A 16,999-nucleotide genomic window follows, 5' to 3' on the forward strand; every position below is an offset into this window, starting at 1 on the left:
ACAACGATCCGATTAACCCTTGACGGCGCCGGCTGTGAGCCCGCGCAGGAAATACTTGCCGGCGAGGATGTACACCACCAGCGTGGGCAGGCCGGCGATCATCGCCGCCGCCATGTCGACGTTGTATTCCTTGGCCCCAGTGCTGGTGTTGACCAGGTTGTTCAGTGCCACGGTGACCGGCTGGGTATCGCCGCTGGCGAACACCACGCCGAAGAGGAAGTCGTTCCAGATCTGGGTGAACTGCCAGATCAGGCAGACCATGATGATCGGGATCGACATCGGCAGCAGAATCCGCCCGAAGATGGTGAAGAAGCCCGCGCCATCAAGGCGCGCAGCCCGCACCAAGGCGTCCGGAATGCTCACGTAGTAGTTGCGGAAGAACAGCGTGGTGAATGCCAGGCCGTAGACCACGTGCACCAGCACCAGACCGCTGGTGGTATTGGCCAGGCCGAGCTGGCCGAGGGTGAACGAGGCCGGCAGCAGCACCACCTGAAACGGCAGGAAGCAGCCGAACAGCAGCAGACCGAAGAACAGCTGCGAACCACGGAAGCGCCACATCGCCAGCACGTAGCCATTCAGGGCGCCGAGCAAGGTTGAAATCAGCACCGCCGGAATGGTGATCTTCACCGAGTTCCAGAAGAAGCCGCCGACCCCGTCCCAGGCCTTGAGCCAGCCAATGGCGGTGAACACCTCCGGCCTGGAGAGCAGGTTGCCAGTGCGGATGTCTTCCGGGCTTTTGAAGCTGGTCAGCAGCATAATCACCAGCGGAATCAGGTAGACCGCACAGGCGGTCAGCAGCGTGGCGTAGATCGCCATCCGGCTGAAGCTGAGCGGGAAACGGCTAGTCATGGCGTTTGCCTCGCAATTCGGAATACAGATAAGGCACCAGGATCGCCAGCACCGCGCCGAGCATCATGATTGCGCTCGCCGCGCCGAGGCCCATCTGGCCGCGGGTGAAGGTGTGGGCATACATGAACATCGCCGGCAGGTCCGAGGCGTAACCGGGGCCGCCTGCGGTCATCGACGCGACCAGGTCGAAGCTCTTGATCGCGATGTGGGCGAGGATCATCAGCGAGCTGAAGAACACCGGGCCCAGACTCGGCAGGACGATGCGCAGGTAGATGTTTGGCAGGCTCGCGCCATCGACCTGGGCGGCGCGAATGATCGACTGATCGACCCCGCGCAAACCGGCGAGAAACAGCGCCATGACGAAGCCCGAGGCTTGCCAGACGGCGGCGATCACCAGGCAGTAGACGACCCGGTCGGGGTCCACCAGCCAGTCGAAACGGAAACCTTCCCAGCCCCAGTCACGGAGCATCTTGTCGATGCCCAGGCCCGGGTTGAGCAGCCACTTCCAGGCGGTGCCGGTGACGATCATCGACAGCGCCATGGGATAGAGAAAAATCGTGCGGATAAAGCCTTCGCGGCGAATGCGCTGATCGAGCAGCACCGCCAGCAGCACGCCGATCACCAGGCTGATGCCGATGAACAGCCCGCCGAACATCATCAGGTTCTTGCTCGCCACCCACCAGCGATCGTTGTCTAGCAGTCGCTCGTACTGCTGCAGGCCGACCCACTTGTAACTCGGCATGAAGCGCGAGTTGGTGAACGACAGCGCAAAGGTCCAGAGGATGTAGCCGTAGAAGCCAACCAGGACGATCAGCATGCTCGGCGCCAGCACCAGTTTGGGTAGCCAGCGTTGCAGCGCATCCAGCGGCGAAGCCTTCATAAAGACGGCGGTTGAGCTCATAAAACAGTCCATCGTTGCCAGATAAGGAACAAATTCAGGCCGCACGAAACCGCTGGACGAGGTCAGCGACCACGCCCGTTCGTACCACCTGGGGAAACCGCCGGCGAACCGGCGGTCAGACGCGACCTACTGCACGGCTTCGATAGCTGCCGCGAGTTGCTGGGCAGCCTTTTTCGGGTCTGCACTCGGGTCGTTGAAGAAGTTGGTCACCACATCGAACACCGCGCCCTGCACGTAGCTGGACGCCGCCATGCCATGGGCCAGGCTCGGCTGCAGTCCGCCGCTGGCGGCCGCTTCCTTGAAGTCCTTCATGGATGCCTGGGCGCAGGAATCGAAGGTGCTCATGTCCTGATCCAGCCGAACCGGAATGGAGCCCTTGTTCTGGTTGAAGAACTGCTGGAACTCCGGCTCCATGATGGTCCGCGCCAGGTCTTCCTGGGCTTTGCGGTTTTCTTCGTTGCTCAGCTTGAACATGGCCAGGGAATCGATGTTGTAGGCGAAGCTGCCCTGGGTGCCGGGGAATGGCAGGCACTGGTAATCCTTGCCGGCGACTTTGCCGGCAGCGGTCCATTCGCTCTTGGCCCAGTCGCCCATCACCTGCATGCCAGCCTTGCCGTTGATCACCAGGCCCGCGGCGGTGTTCCAGTCACGACCGGCAGCGTCGGCATCGATGTAGCCGCGCAGCTTCTGCAGGGCGGCGAAGACTTCGACCATCTTGTCGCCCGTGAGGGTGGCCTTGTCCTGCTCGACGAAGGCTTTGGCATAACCGTCGGCGCCGAGGATGCTGAACGCCAGGTCTTCGAACACGGTGCCGTCCTGCCAGGGCTGGCCGCCGTGGGCAATCGGGATAAACCCGGCGGCCTTGAGTTTTTCGGCGGCGGCGAAGAATTCATCGAGGGTGGTTGGCGGCGTGGCGCCGGCCTTGGCGAACACCTCGGGGTTGATCCACAGCCAGTTGACCCGATGCACGTTGATCGGCACAGCCACGTAGTCGCCATCGTATTTCATGACATTGGCCACCTGCTTGGGCAGCAGGCTGTCCCACTTCTGCTCGGCGGCAACACCGTTGAGGTCGGTGAGCAGGCCCAGCTCGCCCCACTCCTGGATATCCGGCCCCTTGATCTGCGCGGCGGCAGGCGGGTTGCCGGAAACGGCGCGGGTTTTCAGCACGGTCATGGCGGCTTCACCACCGCCGCCGGCTACGGCGAAATCCTTCCAGGTGTGACCTTTTTCTTCGACCAGTTTTTGCAGAGTGTCGGCGGCGCGCTTTTCGCCACCGGACGTCCACCAGTGCAGCACTTCGACTTCACCGGCGTGCACGGCCAGTGGCATCAGGGAAACGAGGGATACAGCGGTTGCCAGGCGAGAAATCGCATTCATGAAGGGTACCTTTCTTGTTGTTATTCACAGGCAAGTCGGTGCTTGCGCTGGAATCGAGTCTAACCACGCCTGCCAATGCGGCGGGTAACGAAGGGATGCGTAAATGTCACTGGCCGGTTACAAACGTAGGGTGCGCCATGCGCACCATCGAACGCGACACTGCAGCAATCGCGGTGCGCGCGGCGCACCCTATGTCAACGCGGCAAATTCGGATGGGTGCAAAAACCGTAGGGTGCGCCGTGCGCACCATTTAACCCGACACTCCAGCACCACCGTGCCTGCATCAACGCGGCAAACTCAGGGTCACGCGCAGGCCGCCTTCGCGCAGGTTGCGCAGGCTCAGCTCGCCGCCGTGGCTGTGGGCGATGTTGCGCGCAATGCCCAGCCCCAACCCGTACCCCTGCTGCTGCCCGGCCAGACGGAAATGCGGCTCGAACACCTGCTCCAACCGCTGCTCCGGCACGCCCGGCCCTTCGTCATCGACATGCAGGACAAAGGCGCCGTCGTCATCCTCGATATGCAGGTGCGCGCGTTCGCCGTACTTCAAGGCGTTATCCACCAGATTGCCGATGCAGCGCTTGAGCGCCAGGGGCTTGCCCGCGTAGGCGTGCAGCGCCTGCCCGTCCACGGTCACGCGGCCGTTGCCGAGCGGCGCCAGGTAGGGCTCGACCACGCAGTTGAGCAACTGGTTGAGGTCGACCGGCTCGATGTTCTCGTGGATATCGGTGTCTTTCACACACTGCAGCGCGCCCTTCACCAGCATCTCCAGCTCGTCCAGATCGCGGCTGAACTTGGCCTGCACGGCTTCGTCTTCCAGCAGTTCGACGCGCAGGCGCAAGCGTGTGATGGGCGTGCGCAGGTCATGGGAAATCGCGCTGAACAACTGGCTGCGCTCACGCAGGTAACGGCCGATGCGCTCGCGCATGCTGTTGAACGCGCGGCTGACCTCGATCACCTCGCTGCCGCCCGCCTCGGTCAGCGGTTCGACATCGCTGCCCAGCGACATCTCCCGCGCCGCCACGGCCAGGCGCTTGAGCGGCCGGCTCTGCCAGTGCACCAGAATGCCGATAAACAGCAGCAGAAAACTGCTGGTGAGGATGATGAACCACAGCTGCTGGGCCGGCAGGCCCTGTTGCTCCAGGCCGACATAGGGTTCGGGCATCAGGGAGGCGAGGTACAGCCATTCGTTGGGCGCGATCTGGATCTGCGTCACCAGCACTGGCGGATTCAGCGGTTCCAGACTGAGGGCGTAATGGGCCCAGGAGCGCGGCAGCTCGTCGAGCTTCAGCGCGCTGTTGAAGATGCGCAGGTCGTCCGGGCTGACGAACTGCGCGGAGACATCCAGGTTGCTGCCAAGCCGCTCGCGCAAGGTCGCATCCACCGCGTCGAGCACCGCGCGCTTGCGCGGGGTTTCCGGCAGCACCTGCATGGTCAGCGGCTTGTCATTGAGCGAAACGAAGAAGCGCGTGCCGCCCATGTTGCGCAACTGATCGAGGACCATCGGCCGGTAGCCAATCGGCAGCGAACGAAAATAGCTGACGCTGGCCGCCATCGACTGCGCCAGGCTGCGCGCGCTGGTGAGCAGGCCTTCCATCTGGCTGGCGCGCAGCTGCGATACCCAGATCACGCTGGACAGCGCCTGGGCCAGCAGCACCACCAGCAGGGTCAGTAACAGCATGCGCCCGAGCAGCGAACGCGGCACCGGCAACAGCTTGCGCAACTCAACCATGGTTGTGCGGCGTCACGGTGGCGGCCAGTTGGTAACCGCTGCCGCGCACCGTGCGAATCAGCCGCGCGGGCTTGCCGGTATCGCGCAGTCGCTGGCGCAGGCGACTGACCGCCATGTCGACGATGCGCTCCAGTGGCATGACTTCGCGGCCGCGGGTGGCGTTGCCGATGGTGTCGCGGTCGAGAATCTGCTGCGGATGGTCGAGAAACAGCTTGAGCAGCGCGAAATCGGCGCCGGACAGAATCACCTCTTCGCCGTCGGCATGGAACAGCCGGTGGCTGACCATATCCAGCCGCCACTCGTCGAACAGCAGCACATCGCTGCCGCGCTCCTGGCTGAAGTGCGCGCGGCGCAACAGCGCCTTGATCCGCGCCAGCAGTTCGCGTGGGCTGAAGGGTTTGCCGAGGTAATCGTCGGCGCCCAGTTCCAGGCCGATGACCCGGTCGGTTTCGTCCGAGCTGGCAGTCAGCATGATCACCGGCACCTGGGCGAAACGCTGATGCTCGCGCACCCAGCGGCACAAGCTGAAGCCGTCCTCGTCTGGCAGCATCACATCGAGAATCACCAGGTCGGCTGGCTCGGCGCACAGGCCCTGGCGAAAGCCCGCGCCGTCGCCAACGGTGCGCACCTGAAAGCCCGCACGGCTCAGGTAGGTGTGCAGCAATTCGCGGATTTCCTGATCGTCATCGACCAGTAGAATCGATTTACCGGGCTGGCTCACTGTCCGCCTTCCTTATTGTCATTGGGTATACGCATCCAACCCGTAAGGCGCGCCGCGCGCACCATCATCCCAGAGCGTAGGGCGGGCATGCCGCAAGCTTGTCCTCCATGGGGACCAACGGTGGACATGGCTGCGCCATGTTCACCCTACTCGGTTCGCGCCATAGCCTGTTGCAGCGCCACGCCCGCGCCCATCAGGCCAGGGTACTCCGCTGTGACCAGCCACACCGGAACGCCGGCAAAATAACCGCTCATGCAGCCTTTGTCGCTGAAGCTCTTGGCAAAACCGCTGGCGAGGAAGAATTCGGCGAAGCGCGGCACCACGCCGCCGACGATATACACACCGCCGCGCGCACCGAGCGTCAGCACGTTGTTGCCGGCGGCGCGGCCGAGCCAGCAGCAGAACTGCTCCAGCACCTCGACCGCAACCTGGTCACCGGCCAGCGCCGCGGCGGTGACGGCAGCCGGCGAATGCAGGCGCGGCTCGCGTGCATCCAGCGCGCAGATCGCGTGATAGAGATTCAGCAACCCACCGCCACTGAGTACGTCCTCCGCGCGTACATGGCCAAGCTGACGGTGCAGTTGCTGCCACAGCGCCGCCTCGCGCGGACTGCCGATCGGCAGGTCGACATGACCGCCCTCGCCCGGCAACGCCAGCCAGTTGCCATCGGCCAACGCCAGCAAGGTGCCGACACCCAGACCAGTGCCTGGCCCGATCACCACGCACGGCCGGTCGCGCTCGGCCTCACCCGGACAGACGCTGAGCCGCTCGTGCGCCTCAACGCGAGTCATACCCAGGGCCATGGCGGAGAAATCGTTGATCAGCAGCAGCTCGCGAACCTGCAACTCGGCGCAAAAGGCCGTGCGGCTGATGCGCCAGTGATTATTGGTAAACCGAAACAGATCGCCGCTGACCGGCCCGGCGCACGCCAGGCAGACCGAATCCACGGCACCGAGGGGAAGCTCCAGTTCGGTCAGGTAGGCAACAATCGCCTGCTCCGGCCCCGGGTAGTCGGCGACCGCCAACACCCGCACCGACTCCAGCTGCTGGTCACGCCACAGGGCGAAGCGTGCATTGGTACCGCCGATATCACCGACCAGTGCCAACTTCACTGCAACGCCTCCAGGTCCGCGCTGAATACGCTGGCGCCCTGCTCGGCCGGGCTGAACGCGGCGCGCATGAAGCCGAACAGCTCGCGCCCGCAGCCGATGCCGGTGTCCTTCGGCCGCGGCGCCACCTCACGGGCTGCCCACTCGCTAGAGTCCACCAGCACTTCCAGGGTGCCCGCAACGCCGTCGACACGAATGATGTCGCCGTCGCGCACCTTGGCCAACGGCCCGCCGTCCCAGGCTTCGGGACTGAGGTGAATCGCCGCCGGAACCTTGCCCGACGCGCCGGACATGCGCCCGTCGGTAACCAGCGCGACCTTGAAGCCGCGGTCCTGCAAAACGCCAAGGTACGGGGTGAGTTTGTGCAGCTCGGGCATGCCGTTGGCCTTGGGCCCCTGGAAGCGCACCACGGCGACGAAATCCCGCTCCAGCTCGCCGGCCTTGAACGCGTCGGCCAGCTCGAGCTGATCCTGAAACACCCGCGCCGGCGCTTCGACGATGCGGTGCTCGAGCGCCACGGCCGACACCTTGGTCACGCCGCGGCCGAGGTTACCAGCCAGCGCGCGCAGACCGCCTTCCGGGGAAAACGCCTGAGAAACCGAGCGCAGAATATTGCTGTCGAGGCTCTCGCTCGGGCCTTCGCGCCAGGTCAGCACGCCTTCTTCAAGGAATGGCTCCTGGGTGTAGCGCTGCAGGCCCTGGCCCATGACGGTGTACACGTCTTCGTGCAGCAGGCCGGCTTCGAGCAGGGTGCGCACCATGAAAGGTACGCCGCCACAGGCGTGGAAATGGTTCACGTCGGCCTGACCATTGGGGTAGACCTTGGCCAGGGTCGGCGTCACTTCGGACAGGTCGGCCATATCCTCCCAGGTCAGCTGGATGCCGGCGGCGCGGGCGAACGCGGGGATATGCAGGGTGTGGTTGGTCGAGCCGCCCGTGGCATTCAGCGCCACCACGGAATTGACGATGGCCTTCTCGTCGACGATCTGACTCAGCGGCAGGTAGTTGCCGCTCTGCTTGGTCAGGCGGGTGACCTGGCGCGCGGCTTCGCGGGTCAGCTCGTCGCGCAGCGGTGTATACGGGTTGACGAACGAGGAGCCCGGCAGGTGCAGGCCCATGATCTCCATCACCACCTGGTTGGTGTTGGCGGTGCCGTAGAAGGTGCAGGTGCCGGGGCTGTGGTACGACTGCATCTCGGATTCGAGCAGCTCTTCGCGGCTGGCCTTGCCTTCGGCATAGCGCTGGCGAACCTCGGCCTTCTGCTTGTTGGGAATGCCCGAGGGCATCGGTCCGCCGGGGACGAAAATCATCGGCAGGTGGCCGAAGCGCAGCGCGCCGATCATCAGGCCGGGCACGATCTTGTCGCAGATGCCCAACAGCAACGCGGCATCGAACATGTTGTGCGACAGCGCCACGGCAGTGGACATCGCGATCACCTCGCGGCTTGCCAGGCTCAGCTCCATGCCCGGCTCGCCCTGGGTAACGCCATCGCACATGGCCGGCACGCCACCGGCGAACTGGCCGATCGAGCCGATTTCGCGCAGCGCCTGCTTGATCATTTCAGGGAAGTGCTCGTACGGCTGATGCGCCGAGAGCATGTCGTTATACGCCGAGACGATGCCGACGTTGGCCTCATCCATCAGCCTCAGGCGCTGCTTGTCACTGGGCGAACCGCAGCCGGCCACGCCGTGGGCGAAGTTGGCGCACTGCAGGCTGCTACGGTGCGGACCGTCGCTGGCGGCGGCGCCCATCTGCGCCAGGTAGCGCTCGCGGGTGGCGCGGCTACGGGCGATCAGGCGGTCAGTTACCTCTTGGACGCGGGGGTGCATGGTGTCGACTCCAGGCTGAAGAAGCAGGATTTTTATACTTAAAACAAAAATACTGCCACTTGGCTAAATTAACTTCTACTCAAATGACGAAAATATTGTAATAAAAACAACAAATGTCCGTTTTCCATTCAATTCGCTTCGTCAGGTACGCAACAGCTACGGCTGTCGAGCACCTCCAGCAAGCGACAATGCGCGGCCTGATCGCTGTTGCAGCCGGCGATCTTCTCCAGCTCGACGCGCATCATCTGCAGATCGCGAATGCGCGCATCGATGGTCAGCAGATGCTCCTGAACCAGCTGATCGGCCTGGGCGCAGGAACTCTGCGGGCGACTGGCCAGCGCCATCAGGTCGCGTATCTCGTCGAGGCTAAAACCCAGTTCGCGCCCGCGCCGGATAAAGCGCACCCGGCGGATGTCGCCCTGGTCGTAATGGCGGTAACCGGACGCACTGCGCTTGGGGACCGGCAACAACTCGCTACGCTCATAGAAGCGAATGGTTTCTAGATGGACACCGCTTTCGCGGCTCAGTGCGCTGATGGTGAGTGGCCTGCCCATGGCTTGACTCCGTAGCGGCTACAGGGTTTAGCGTACTGCGCATACCCCTTACAGGAGAAGCTTGATGGGCAATTGTTGTGATCACTCGACCGAAGCGGCCACCCCACCGAACCCGCGCTACCGCAAAATTCTCTGGGTGGCGCTGGTGGTCAACCTGGGCATGTTTATCGTTGAAATGGTCGCTGGGCTTGGCGCCAGCTCGGTCTCGCTGCTGGCCGACTCGCTGGATTTTCTCGGCGACGCCGCCAACTACGGCATCAGCCTGTGGGTGCTCGGCATGGCCGTGACGGTGCGGGCCAAGGCGTCGCTGTTCAAAGCTGCTTCCATGCTGACGTTCGGCATCGGCGTGCTGGCCGTGGCGATCTGGCATCTGCTCAGCGGGCAAATTCCTGATGCGCCGACCATGGGCGTGGTCGGCACTCTGGCGCTGCTGGCTAACGTCGGCGTTGCGCTGCTGCTGTTCGCGTACCGCGAAGGCGACAGCAATATGCGCAGCGTCTGGCTGTGCACGCGTAACGATGCCCTCGGCAACCTCGCCGTGCTGTTCGCCGCACTCGGGGTGTTCGGTACCGGCAGCGCCTGGCCCGACCTGCTGGTTGCGGTGATCATGGCCAGCCTGGCGATTACCGCGGCGTATCAGGTGATGCGCCAGGCACGCCAGGAACTTGCCCACGGCGGCGCACACAAGCCTGGATAGCGTGCCGCAGCAGGCCGTTGAAAAACGTAGGCGAGGCAGGCAAGACAAGGCAAAAACAGGCGAGGAAGCGGAGTTTACGGCTGTAAATGAGCATTCCGAGCCTGTTTTAACGCAGTATTGCCAACGTAGGTAGTTTTTCAACGGCCTAGCGGCCGTCCGCCAGCTGGCTGCTCAGGTAGTCGAGAAAACAGCCGATGCGCGAGGCCAGCGCGGTGTTGCGGTAGTACACCGCGTGAATCGGCTGGCGTACATCGACCGTGTCGCGCTGCAGCAGCTGCACCAGCTCGCCGCGCGCACGGTCGCCCTGGGTCATGAAATCCGCCAGGCAAACGATGCCGGCGCCACTCAGCGCCAGTTGACGCAACGTTTCGCCGCTGGAGGCCGACAGGCTGGGGGTGATGCTCAGCGAGTCGCCCAGGGGATGACGCAGCGGCCACTGGTTGAGGCTTTCCGGCTGGGTAAACCCGAGCAGGCTGTGCCGCGCCAGATCGGCCACGCTCTTCGGCGTGCTGTGGGCGGCGAGGTAACCCGGGCTGGCGAGAATGCGCAGGCGATTGCTGCCCAGCGGCCGTGCATGCAGGGTCGAGTCGCGCAGCGGGCCGATGCGGATGGCGACGTCAGTGCGCTGCTCGATCAGGTCGATGATCTGGTCGCTGCTGTGCAGCTCCAGCTGGATATCCGGGTACAGCGCGCGAAAACCGGCCACCAGCGGCACCACCGCATGCAGCATAAAGGGCGCTGCGGCATTGATCCGCAAACGCCCGGCCGGTTTCTGCCGGCGCAGCTTGATCTGCTCTTCGGCGTCTTCCACCGCATCGAGAATCTTGCGGGCCTGGGCGACGAAGGCCTGGCCCTCTTCCGTCAGCTCCAGGCGCCGGGTGGTGCGGCGTAACAGGGTCACGTCGAGCTTTTCTTCCAGGCGACTGAGCGCCCGGCTGACACCGGAGGCCGTTTGTCCAAGCTGCTCGGCGGCAGCGCTGATCGAGCCGCTGTCCACCACGCTGACAAAGGCCAGCAGTTCATCGAGGGTCGTTTTCATTCGTGAATATTAATCAAATATCTTGTGCGTGAAACCGGCTTTTTCCGCATGAGTGAGAAACCGCAGACTGCGCGCCTCTCAGTTCTCGCGGAAGCCCCTCATGCCCATCGCCCTGCTGGCCCTCACCCTGAGCGCCTTTGCCATCGGCACCACCGAGTTCGTTATCGTTGGTCTGATCCCCACAATCGCCGCCGACCTTGGCGTCAGTGTTCCTTCGGCCGGCCTGCTGGTCAGTCTGTATGCATTGGGTGTCGCCGTCGGCGCGCCCTTGCTCACGGCGCTCACCGGCAAGGTGCCACGCAAGGCCCTGCTGCTCGGCCTGATGGTGCTGTTTACCGCCGGCAACCTGCTGGCCTGGCAGGCGCCGGGTTATGAATCGCTGATCGTCGCGCGCATCGTCACCGGCCTTGCCCACGGCGTGTTCTTCTCGATTGGATCGACCATCGCCACCAGCCTGGTGGCAAAGGAGAAAGCCGCCAGCGCGATTGCCATCATGTTCACCGGCCTGACCGTGGCGCTGGTCACCGGCGTGCCGCTGGGCACCTTTATCGGTCAGCATTTTGGCTGGCGCGAAACCTTCCTTGCGGTGTCTGCACTGGGCGTGATCGCCTTTATCGGCAGTCTGCTGTACGTGCCCCGGAACATTCAGCACAACAAGCCGGCCTCGCTGCTGCAGCAACTGCAGGTGCTCAAGCAGCCGCGCCTGCTGCTGGTGTATGCGATGACTGCCATCGGCTACGGCGGCTCCTTTACTGCCTTTACTTTCCTCGCGCCGATTCTGCAGGACCTCGCCGGCTTCAGCGCCGGCAGCGTCAGCCTGGTGCTGCTGGTGTATGGCGTGTCCGTGGCCTTCGGCAATATCTGGGGCGGCAAGCTGGCGGATAAGCGCGGGCCGATCAGCGCGCTGAAAATCATCTTTCTACTGCTCGCCGCCGTGCTGTTCCTGCTCAGCTTCACCGCCCACAACCCGTGGCTGGCCGTGCTGACCGTCTTGCTCTGGGGCGCGGTGGCCTTCGGCAACGTGCCGGGCCTGCAGGTGTACGTGGTGCGCCAGGCTGAACATCACACGCCCCACGCAGTCGATGTAGCGTCGGGCCTGAATATCGCTGCCTTCAACCTCGGCATCGCTGGCGGCGCCTGGGGTGGCGGCCTGATCGTGGCGCACCTGGGCCTGATCCATACCGCCTGGATTGGCGCGCTGGTGGTGCTGGTGGCTTATGCCCTAACCACCTGGAGCGGCCATCTGGACCGCAAGCATCCCTTGTCGCAACCGAGCAGCGGCAGCGCCGCGGTCGCCGCCGGCCATTGACCCATCACCGTTTAGGAGTTCGCCCATGCACCGCATTCCCCCTATCGGCCTCGGCACCTTCCGCCTCAAGGACCAGCAGGTCATCGACTCGGTCCGCACCGGCCTGGAGCTTGGCTACCGGCATATCGATACCGCGCAGATCTACGGCAACGAAGCCGAAGTCGGCCAGGCCATCGCCGAAAGCGGCGTAGCGCGTGACGAGCTGTTCGTCACCACCAAGGTCTGGACCGCCAATCTTGCCCGCGACTCGCTGATCCCCAGCATCAGGGAAAGCCTAAGCAAACTGCGCCTGGAACAACTGGACCTGACCCTGATCCACTGGCCCTCCCGCAGAACGCCATCGCCGTCAGCGACTACATGGCCACCCTGCTGGAGGCCAAGCGCCAGGGCCTGACCCGGCAGATCGGCGTATCCAACTTCACCAACGCGCACCTGCAACAGGCCATCGACACCGTGGGCACCGCGGAGATCGCCACCCACCAGGTGGAAATCCACCCGTTCCTGCAGAACCGCAAGGTGATCGCCTTTGCCCAGCAACACGGCATTCACCTGACCGCCTACATGCCGCTGGCCTACGGCAAGGTGCTGGACAACCCGGCAATCCAGGCCATCGCCAGCGCCCACAACGCGAGCGCCGCGCAAGTCACCCTGGCCTGGCTGCTGCAACAGGGCTTTGCGGTCATCCCCTCCTCGACCAAACGCGCCAACCTGCAGAGCAACCTGGCGGCCGCTGAACTGCACCTGAGCGAGGCGGAAATGGCCGCGATAGCGGAACTGGAAACCGGTGAACGCCTGGCCAACCCAGGCTTCGCGCCGCAGTGGGATTAGCCAGCGCGGGAAGCCACTGACGCACTAGCCGGCACCTTGCTTCAACCCAGGGCCGGCTTGGTCAGACAGTTGTAGTTCTAGCGGCGAATCAGCTCGGCCCAAGGATCAGGCAACTGGTCGAGCCAATGGCATAGAGGCGATCGTTCACGTCGTAAAGGCGCCCCTCAGCCACCGCAGTCGATCGACCGAGATGCACCAGCCTGCCCTCGGCACGCACCGGTCCAACGCCGGCACGTAGCGCACGGATATAGGTGACGCGCAGATCGGTCGTGGTGTAGCCCTGCCCCGCCTCCAGCCGGGTATGCACCGCGCAGCCCATGCAGGAATCCAGCAAGGTGGCGGCATAACCTCCATGCACGCTCCCAAGCGGGTTGTAATGCCGCTCATCCGGCGTGCCCTGGAAGACGAAGTAGCCCGGCGCCCATTCCACCGGCACAAACCCCATCAGCTCACCGATGGGTGGTCGCGGCAGCTCGCCCCGGCCAATTGCGTCGAAAAATTCCGCTGGTGACATCGCCATGGCCTCGGCGAGCGGCACGCTTCCGACCGGCCCCAACCGGGTACGCATGGCCTCTTCGGTGTTCAGCCAGGCGGTTAAGCGCTCGTTATTTTTTGCTTGGTTCATCGCCAATCCTCGGTAATTAGTGGTTGCAGGCTCATTAAATTACGATCAACATATAATATATTACGATCATCATCTAATCGAGCAATAACTTACCGAGGCTCTCTCCATGTCCCAATCGCAGCTGCCATCACGCGCCTTGCTGCCTCTTCTGATGCTGTTGACGGCATTGGGCGAGGCCTCTACGCAATTGATCATTCCAAGCCTCGGTGCGCTGGAACAGGCACTCGAATCCGCGCCGGGTAGCGGTGTGCATGCGTTGTCCGCCTTTGTCGCCGCATTCGGTCTCGGGCAGCTGGTACTCGGCCCGTTGTCCGACCGCATCGGCCGTCGGCCGGTGCTGATCGCCGGGCTGCTTGCCTACATCGTTGCCACGCTGTGGATGCTTGTGGCGACAAGCATGGTCGAATTCACCCTGGCCCGCGTGCTGCAAGGCTTCGGCGCCTGCGCCTGCCTGGTGCTGGCACGCACCATGGTGCGTGACATCTGGAAAGCGCAAGCCGGCCCGGCATTAGCGAAAACCGTAATCGGCATGCTCGCGACCATCATGCTCGCGCTGATGATTGGCGGCCTGCTCAACACCTATGGCGGCTGGAAGGCCCCGCTGCTCGCCTCGCTGATACTTGGCATCGCCACGCTGCTGGCGGTGCTGCTATTCAGCGAGGAAACCAATCACGATCCCGATCCCTCGGCGGGCCGTCTGCTGGGCCTGGCACGGCAATACGCCGATCTGCTCACCAGCCTCGCCTTCTGCGCCCTGGCGCTGACCATCGCCGGGACCTACGGCGCCATGTTCGCCATGATTGCCGGCTCCTCCGCGGTATATATCGGGCTGCTGCAGCTGACGCCCGCCGAGTACGGCCTGACCTTCGGCACCATCGTCTCGGGGCTGATCGTCGGGGCGACTATCACCCAGCGCTACATCATGCGCTCCGGCCGCAGCGGCTGGTGGGCATCGGCATCGCGCTGGTGGCCAGCGGGGCTATTCTCACCGTAGTGATCACCAGCCTGTTCGGGCTGAGCGTCATCGGCCTCTCGGCGCCTCAGCTGCTGGTCACCCTGGGAGGCGGCATGGTGCTGCCCGCCGCGGTGGCCGGCGCGGTGATTCCCAACGCCCATCGAGCAGGCCTGGCCGCAGGTTTCATGGGCTTCGCGCAGATGGCCGGGGCGACCAGCAGTGGATTAGTCCTAGGCGCGCTGAGCGATGGCAGCGCCTGGCCGCTGATGCTGGTTCAGCTGCTGTTCGCAGTGGCTGGCTTCATTGCTTTTCATCTACTAAACGCAAGGTCTGCCAGCCGGCTGGCCAGCGCCCGTGCCGAGTGATCGGCAATGCCCAGGAGAAACTCCATGCACGTAGCCACCCCCGAAGGAACAGCGCTGATTACCGGCGCCTCAAGCGGCATCGGTGCGGTCTATGCCGACCGCCTGGCCGCCCGCGGCCACGACCTGATCCTCGTCGCGCGTGATCGTACGCGTCTGGAGGCGCAGGCCCAGCGCCTGCAAGACAGCCATCACGTGAAGGTGCAGATCCAGGTAGCCGACTTGACCAATGGGCAGGCCCTCGACGCGCTCGCCGAGCACCTGCGAGGCGATACCACCATCAGTGTGCTCGTCAACAATGCAGGCGTGGCAATGCAGGGCAGCCTGGCGGGCTCCGACCCGGCAGCGCTGCTGCAGATGGTTGCGCTTAACGTTACCGCGCCAACCCGACTTGCCCAGGCCGCGGCCGCCAATTTTACCGCCGCCGGGCGCGGCGCCATTATCAACCTGGGCTCGGTGGTGGCGCTGGCTCCGGGCCTGTTCAACGTGGCCTACACCGCGAGCAAGGGCTACATCCTCAGCCTGTCAGAAGCGCTGCAGGCAGAATTGGCGCCAGCTGGCGTGCGGGTGCAGGCGGTGCTGCCTGGTATTACCCGTACCGAGATATGGGAGCGCAGCGGCGCCGGCCTGGACCAGTTGCCAGCACACATGGTGATGGAGGCTGAAGCGATGGTAGATGCCGCGCTGCGCGGCTTCGACCAGGGCGAAACGGTCACCCTGCCCTCATTGCCGGATGCCGAAGACTGGAACCGCCTGCTGGCAGCGCGCGCGGCACTTGGGCCCAATCTGTCGCTCAGCCAGCCGGCACCCCGCTATCGAACCGAAGCCTAGGACTCCGGCAGATCCGCGCCCGCCAGCTCCAACAGGCTTGCGCGGGTTTCATCGAGCAGGCGATCAGACAATTGCGGGTCCGCCACGCTACGCGAAAGCATCAACGCGCCGACCATGGCGCTGAGCGCCAGCGCCGCATGCTTTTCGTCAGCCAGATGCGAACCAATCTGCGCCAATCGGGTGCTCACTACCTCGTCCGTAACAACGCTGGCCTGGCCACGCTGGCCCAGTTCGGCGGATAAGGTCGGCAGCGGACAGCCCTGCGCTGGCTCGGCGCGGTGAGCCTTCGACAGGTAACGGCGGATGAAGGTCGCTAGAGGCTGGTCACCGGACAGGCTATCGCTGGTGACCTCGTCGACCTCCTTCGCGCAATGGCGCAGCGCCTCCTCGACCAGCTCATCCTTGGATTTGAAGTGGGCATAGAAGCCACCGTGGGTCAGGTCCAGCGCCTTCATCAATACCTGCAAGCCGGTCGCGCTCACGCCATCGCGACGAAAACGCCGCGCGGCCTCTTCAACGATGCGCTGGCGCGTCTGAGCCTTGTGATCTCCGGAATACCGCATGGACGCCTCGATAGTTAATATGTCGACCGTCATGCTACTCCTTTCAGCTCCATGGGCAACCCGCGCCCCGAACTGCCTCGCAATTCCCTGGATTTCGTGCCGGCAATAGCGGCGCGACAGGCGCATAAACATGCGCAACGCCTGCACCCTTAATTCGGGTGCGGCAGGATGGCAGCGAGCGCGCAAATCATGGCGGGCGGATAGAGGTTTGCCGAGAGCGACCAATGCCCAGCAGCGCATCAACAGCGCCTAAAAATCGACCTTGCCGCGCCCGGCCTTGATCGTGCCACGAATGCTCTTGCCTTCCAGGCGGCGCTTTTTCGAACCCAGGGTCGGCTTGGTCGGGCGGCGGGCTTTTTCGGCCTTGCCGGCAAGGCGAATCAACGCGGCCAGGCGTTCCAGCGCATCGGCGCGGTTCTGCTCCTGAGTGCGGTACTGCTGGGCCTTGATGACCACCACCCCGTCGGCGGTGATCCGGCTGTCGCGCAGCGCCGACAGGCGTTCCTTGTAGAACGGCGGCAAGCTGGACGCCTGGATATCGAAGCGCAGATGGATCGCACTGGACACCTTATTGACGTTCTGCCCACCCGCGCCCTGGGCGCGAATGGCGGTCAACTCGATTTCGTCGTCAGGCAGATGAACGCTGTTGGAAATAACCAGCATGGCGGGCTTCGGTACAAATAAGGGGCGGTCAGGATAACGCGAACAGATCGCGGCT

15 protein-coding genes and 2 pseudogenes are annotated in these 16,999 nt (G+C 64.0%); 5 read left to right on the forward strand and 12 right to left on the reverse strand.

Annotated elements, in window-relative coordinates:
- Positions 1–12: 12 nt before the first annotated feature.
- The 8 genes from ACX0MV_RS09625 to ACX0MV_RS09660 form a co-directional block, all read right to left on the reverse strand.
- Positions 13–849, reverse strand: coding sequence for a carbohydrate ABC transporter permease (locus ACX0MV_RS09625; protein WP_458982271.1), 837 nt, complete (start codon positions 847–849; stop codon positions 13–15).
- The gene (locus ACX0MV_RS09630; protein ID WP_458982272.1) at positions 842–1,750 is read right to left on the reverse strand and encodes a carbohydrate ABC transporter permease; all 909 of its coding nucleotides are present in this window, start codon (positions 1,748–1,750) and stop codon (positions 842–844) included. The genes ACX0MV_RS09625 and ACX0MV_RS09630 overlap by 8 nt, the downstream gene beginning before the upstream one ends.
- A gap of 126 nt (positions 1,751–1,876) precedes the next feature.
- The gene (locus ACX0MV_RS09635; protein WP_458982273.1) at positions 1,877–3,130 is read right to left on the reverse strand and encodes an ABC transporter substrate-binding protein; all 1,254 of its coding nucleotides are present in this window, start codon (positions 3,128–3,130) and stop codon (positions 1,877–1,879) included.
- Between the two features lie 283 nt (positions 3,131–3,413).
- Positions 3,414–4,859, reverse strand: coding sequence for an ATP-binding protein (locus ACX0MV_RS09640; RefSeq protein ID WP_458982274.1), 1,446 nt, complete (start codon positions 4,857–4,859; stop codon positions 3,414–3,416).
- The gene (locus ACX0MV_RS09645) at positions 4,852–5,580 is read right to left on the reverse strand and encodes a response regulator (protein WP_458982275.1); all 729 of its coding nucleotides are present in this window, start codon (positions 5,578–5,580) and stop codon (positions 4,852–4,854) included. The genes ACX0MV_RS09640 and ACX0MV_RS09645 overlap by 8 nt, the downstream gene beginning before the upstream one ends.
- Positions 5,581–5,726: 146 nt before the next feature.
- On the reverse strand, positions 5,727–6,692 hold the full coding sequence (locus tag ACX0MV_RS09650; protein ID WP_458982276.1) for a glucokinase: 966 nt from the start codon (positions 6,690–6,692) through the stop codon (positions 5,727–5,729).
- Positions 6,689–8,518: a phosphogluconate dehydratase gene (gene edd / locus ACX0MV_RS09655; protein WP_458982277.1), complete on the reverse strand. Its 1,830-nt coding sequence runs from the start codon at positions 8,516–8,518 to the stop codon at positions 6,689–6,691. The genes ACX0MV_RS09650 and edd overlap by 4 nt, the downstream gene beginning before the upstream one ends.
- Positions 8,519–8,646: 128 nt before the next feature.
- Positions 8,647–9,072 (reverse strand): MerR family DNA-binding protein, encoded by a 426-nt coding sequence (locus tag ACX0MV_RS09660; RefSeq protein ID WP_458982278.1) that lies wholly within the window; start codon positions 9,070–9,072, stop codon positions 8,647–8,649.
- A gap of 61 nt (positions 9,073–9,133) precedes the next feature.
- On the opposite strand from ACX0MV_RS09660, the gene ACX0MV_RS09665 reads away from it, so the two are divergent.
- Complete coding sequence (locus ACX0MV_RS09665; protein ID WP_458982279.1) at positions 9,134–9,769, forward strand: cation efflux transmembrane domain-containing protein; 636 nt, start codon at positions 9,134–9,136, stop codon at positions 9,767–9,769.
- 145 nt (positions 9,770–9,914) lie between these two features.
- Here the strand turns inward: ACX0MV_RS09665 and ACX0MV_RS09670 are convergent, their stop codons facing one another.
- The gene (locus tag ACX0MV_RS09670; protein ID WP_458982280.1) at positions 9,915–10,808 is read right to left on the reverse strand and encodes a LysR substrate-binding domain-containing protein; all 894 of its coding nucleotides are present in this window, start codon (positions 10,806–10,808) and stop codon (positions 9,915–9,917) included.
- 100 nt (positions 10,809–10,908) lie between these two features.
- Here ACX0MV_RS09670 and ACX0MV_RS09675 point away from each other — a divergent pair, with 100 nt between their 5' ends.
- Both ACX0MV_RS09675 and dkgB read left to right on the forward strand, forming a co-directional pair.
- Complete coding sequence (locus ACX0MV_RS09675; RefSeq protein WP_458982281.1) at positions 10,909–12,117, forward strand: MFS transporter; 1,209 nt, start codon at positions 10,909–10,911, stop codon at positions 12,115–12,117.
- A 25-nt stretch (positions 12,118–12,142) separates the two neighbouring features.
- Positions 12,143–12,945 (forward strand): annotated as a pseudogene (dkgB, locus tag ACX0MV_RS09680) (2,5-didehydrogluconate reductase DkgB).
- Positions 12,946–13,033: 88 nt separating this feature from the next.
- Here dkgB and ACX0MV_RS09685 read toward each other — a convergent pair.
- Positions 13,034–13,570, reverse strand: a complete 537-nt coding sequence (locus tag ACX0MV_RS09685; protein WP_458982282.1) for a PaaI family thioesterase — start codon at positions 13,568–13,570, stop codon at positions 13,034–13,036.
- Positions 13,571–13,676: 106 nt separating this feature from the next.
- On the opposite strand from ACX0MV_RS09685, the pseudogene ACX0MV_RS09690 reads away from it, so the two are divergent.
- Together ACX0MV_RS09690 and ACX0MV_RS09695 are read left to right on the forward strand one after the other, a co-directional pair.
- A pseudogene (locus tag ACX0MV_RS09690) lies at positions 13,677–14,890 on the forward strand (MFS transporter).
- A gap of 24 nt (positions 14,891–14,914) precedes the next feature.
- Complete coding sequence (locus tag ACX0MV_RS09695) at positions 14,915–15,718, forward strand: SDR family NAD(P)-dependent oxidoreductase (protein ID WP_458982283.1); 804 nt, start codon at positions 14,915–14,917, stop codon at positions 15,716–15,718.
- Here ACX0MV_RS09695 and ACX0MV_RS09700 read toward each other — a convergent pair.
- Positions 15,715–16,281: a TetR/AcrR family transcriptional regulator gene (locus tag ACX0MV_RS09700; RefSeq protein WP_458982284.1), complete on the reverse strand. Its 567-nt coding sequence runs from the start codon at positions 16,279–16,281 to the stop codon at positions 15,715–15,717. The two genes, ACX0MV_RS09695 and ACX0MV_RS09700, sit on opposite strands and share 4 nt — an antisense overlap.
- A gap of 249 nt (positions 16,282–16,530) precedes the next feature.
- The gene (gene arfB / locus ACX0MV_RS09705) at positions 16,531–16,944 is read right to left on the reverse strand and encodes an alternative ribosome rescue aminoacyl-tRNA hydrolase ArfB (protein ID WP_458982285.1); all 414 of its coding nucleotides are present in this window, start codon (positions 16,942–16,944) and stop codon (positions 16,531–16,533) included.
- Between the last annotated feature and the right edge of the window lie 55 nt (positions 16,945–16,999).

It is taken from the genome of Pseudomonas cistanchae (assembly GCF_054483635.1).

Excerpts from the sequence above, each read along its gene's own strand:
- ACX0MV_RS09630 (WP_458982272.1), bottom strand. The coding sequence starts at position 1,750 with ATGAGCTCAACCGCCGTCTTTATGAAGGCTTCGCCGCTGGATGCGCTG.
- edd (WP_458982277.1), bottom strand. The coding sequence starts at position 8,518 with ATGCACCCCCGCGTCCAAGAGGTAACTGACCGCCTGATCGCCCGTAGC.
- arfB (WP_458982285.1), bottom strand. The coding sequence starts at position 16,944 with ATGCTGGTTATTTCCAACAGCGTTCATCTGCCTGACGACGAAATCGAG.
- ACX0MV_RS09625 (WP_458982271.1), bottom strand. The coding sequence starts at position 849 with ATGACTAGCCGTTTCCCGCTCAGCTTCAGCCGGATGGCGATCTACGCC.
- ACX0MV_RS09660 (WP_458982278.1), bottom strand. The coding sequence starts at position 9,072 with ATGGGCAGGCCACTCACCATCAGCGCACTGAGCCGCGAAAGCGGTGTC.
- ACX0MV_RS09675 (WP_458982281.1), top strand. The coding sequence starts at position 10,909 with ATGCCCATCGCCCTGCTGGCCCTCACCCTGAGCGCCTTTGCCATCGGC.
- ACX0MV_RS09695 (WP_458982283.1), top strand. The coding sequence starts at position 14,915 with ATGCACGTAGCCACCCCCGAAGGAACAGCGCTGATTACCGGCGCCTCA.
- ACX0MV_RS09670 (WP_458982280.1), bottom strand. The coding sequence starts at position 10,808 with ATGAAAACGACCCTCGATGAACTGCTGGCCTTTGTCAGCGTGGTGGAC.
- ACX0MV_RS09685 (WP_458982282.1), bottom strand. The coding sequence starts at position 13,570 with ATGAACCAAGCAAAAAATAACGAGCGCTTAACCGCCTGGCTGAACACC.
- ACX0MV_RS09640 (WP_458982274.1), bottom strand. The coding sequence starts at position 4,859 with ATGGTTGAGTTGCGCAAGCTGTTGCCGGTGCCGCGTTCGCTGCTCGGG.
- ACX0MV_RS09635 (WP_458982273.1), bottom strand. The coding sequence starts at position 3,130 with ATGAATGCGATTTCTCGCCTGGCAACCGCTGTATCCCTCGTTTCCCTG.
- ACX0MV_RS09700 (WP_458982284.1), bottom strand. The coding sequence starts at position 16,281 with ATGCGGTATTCCGGAGATCACAAGGCTCAGACGCGCCAGCGCATCGTT.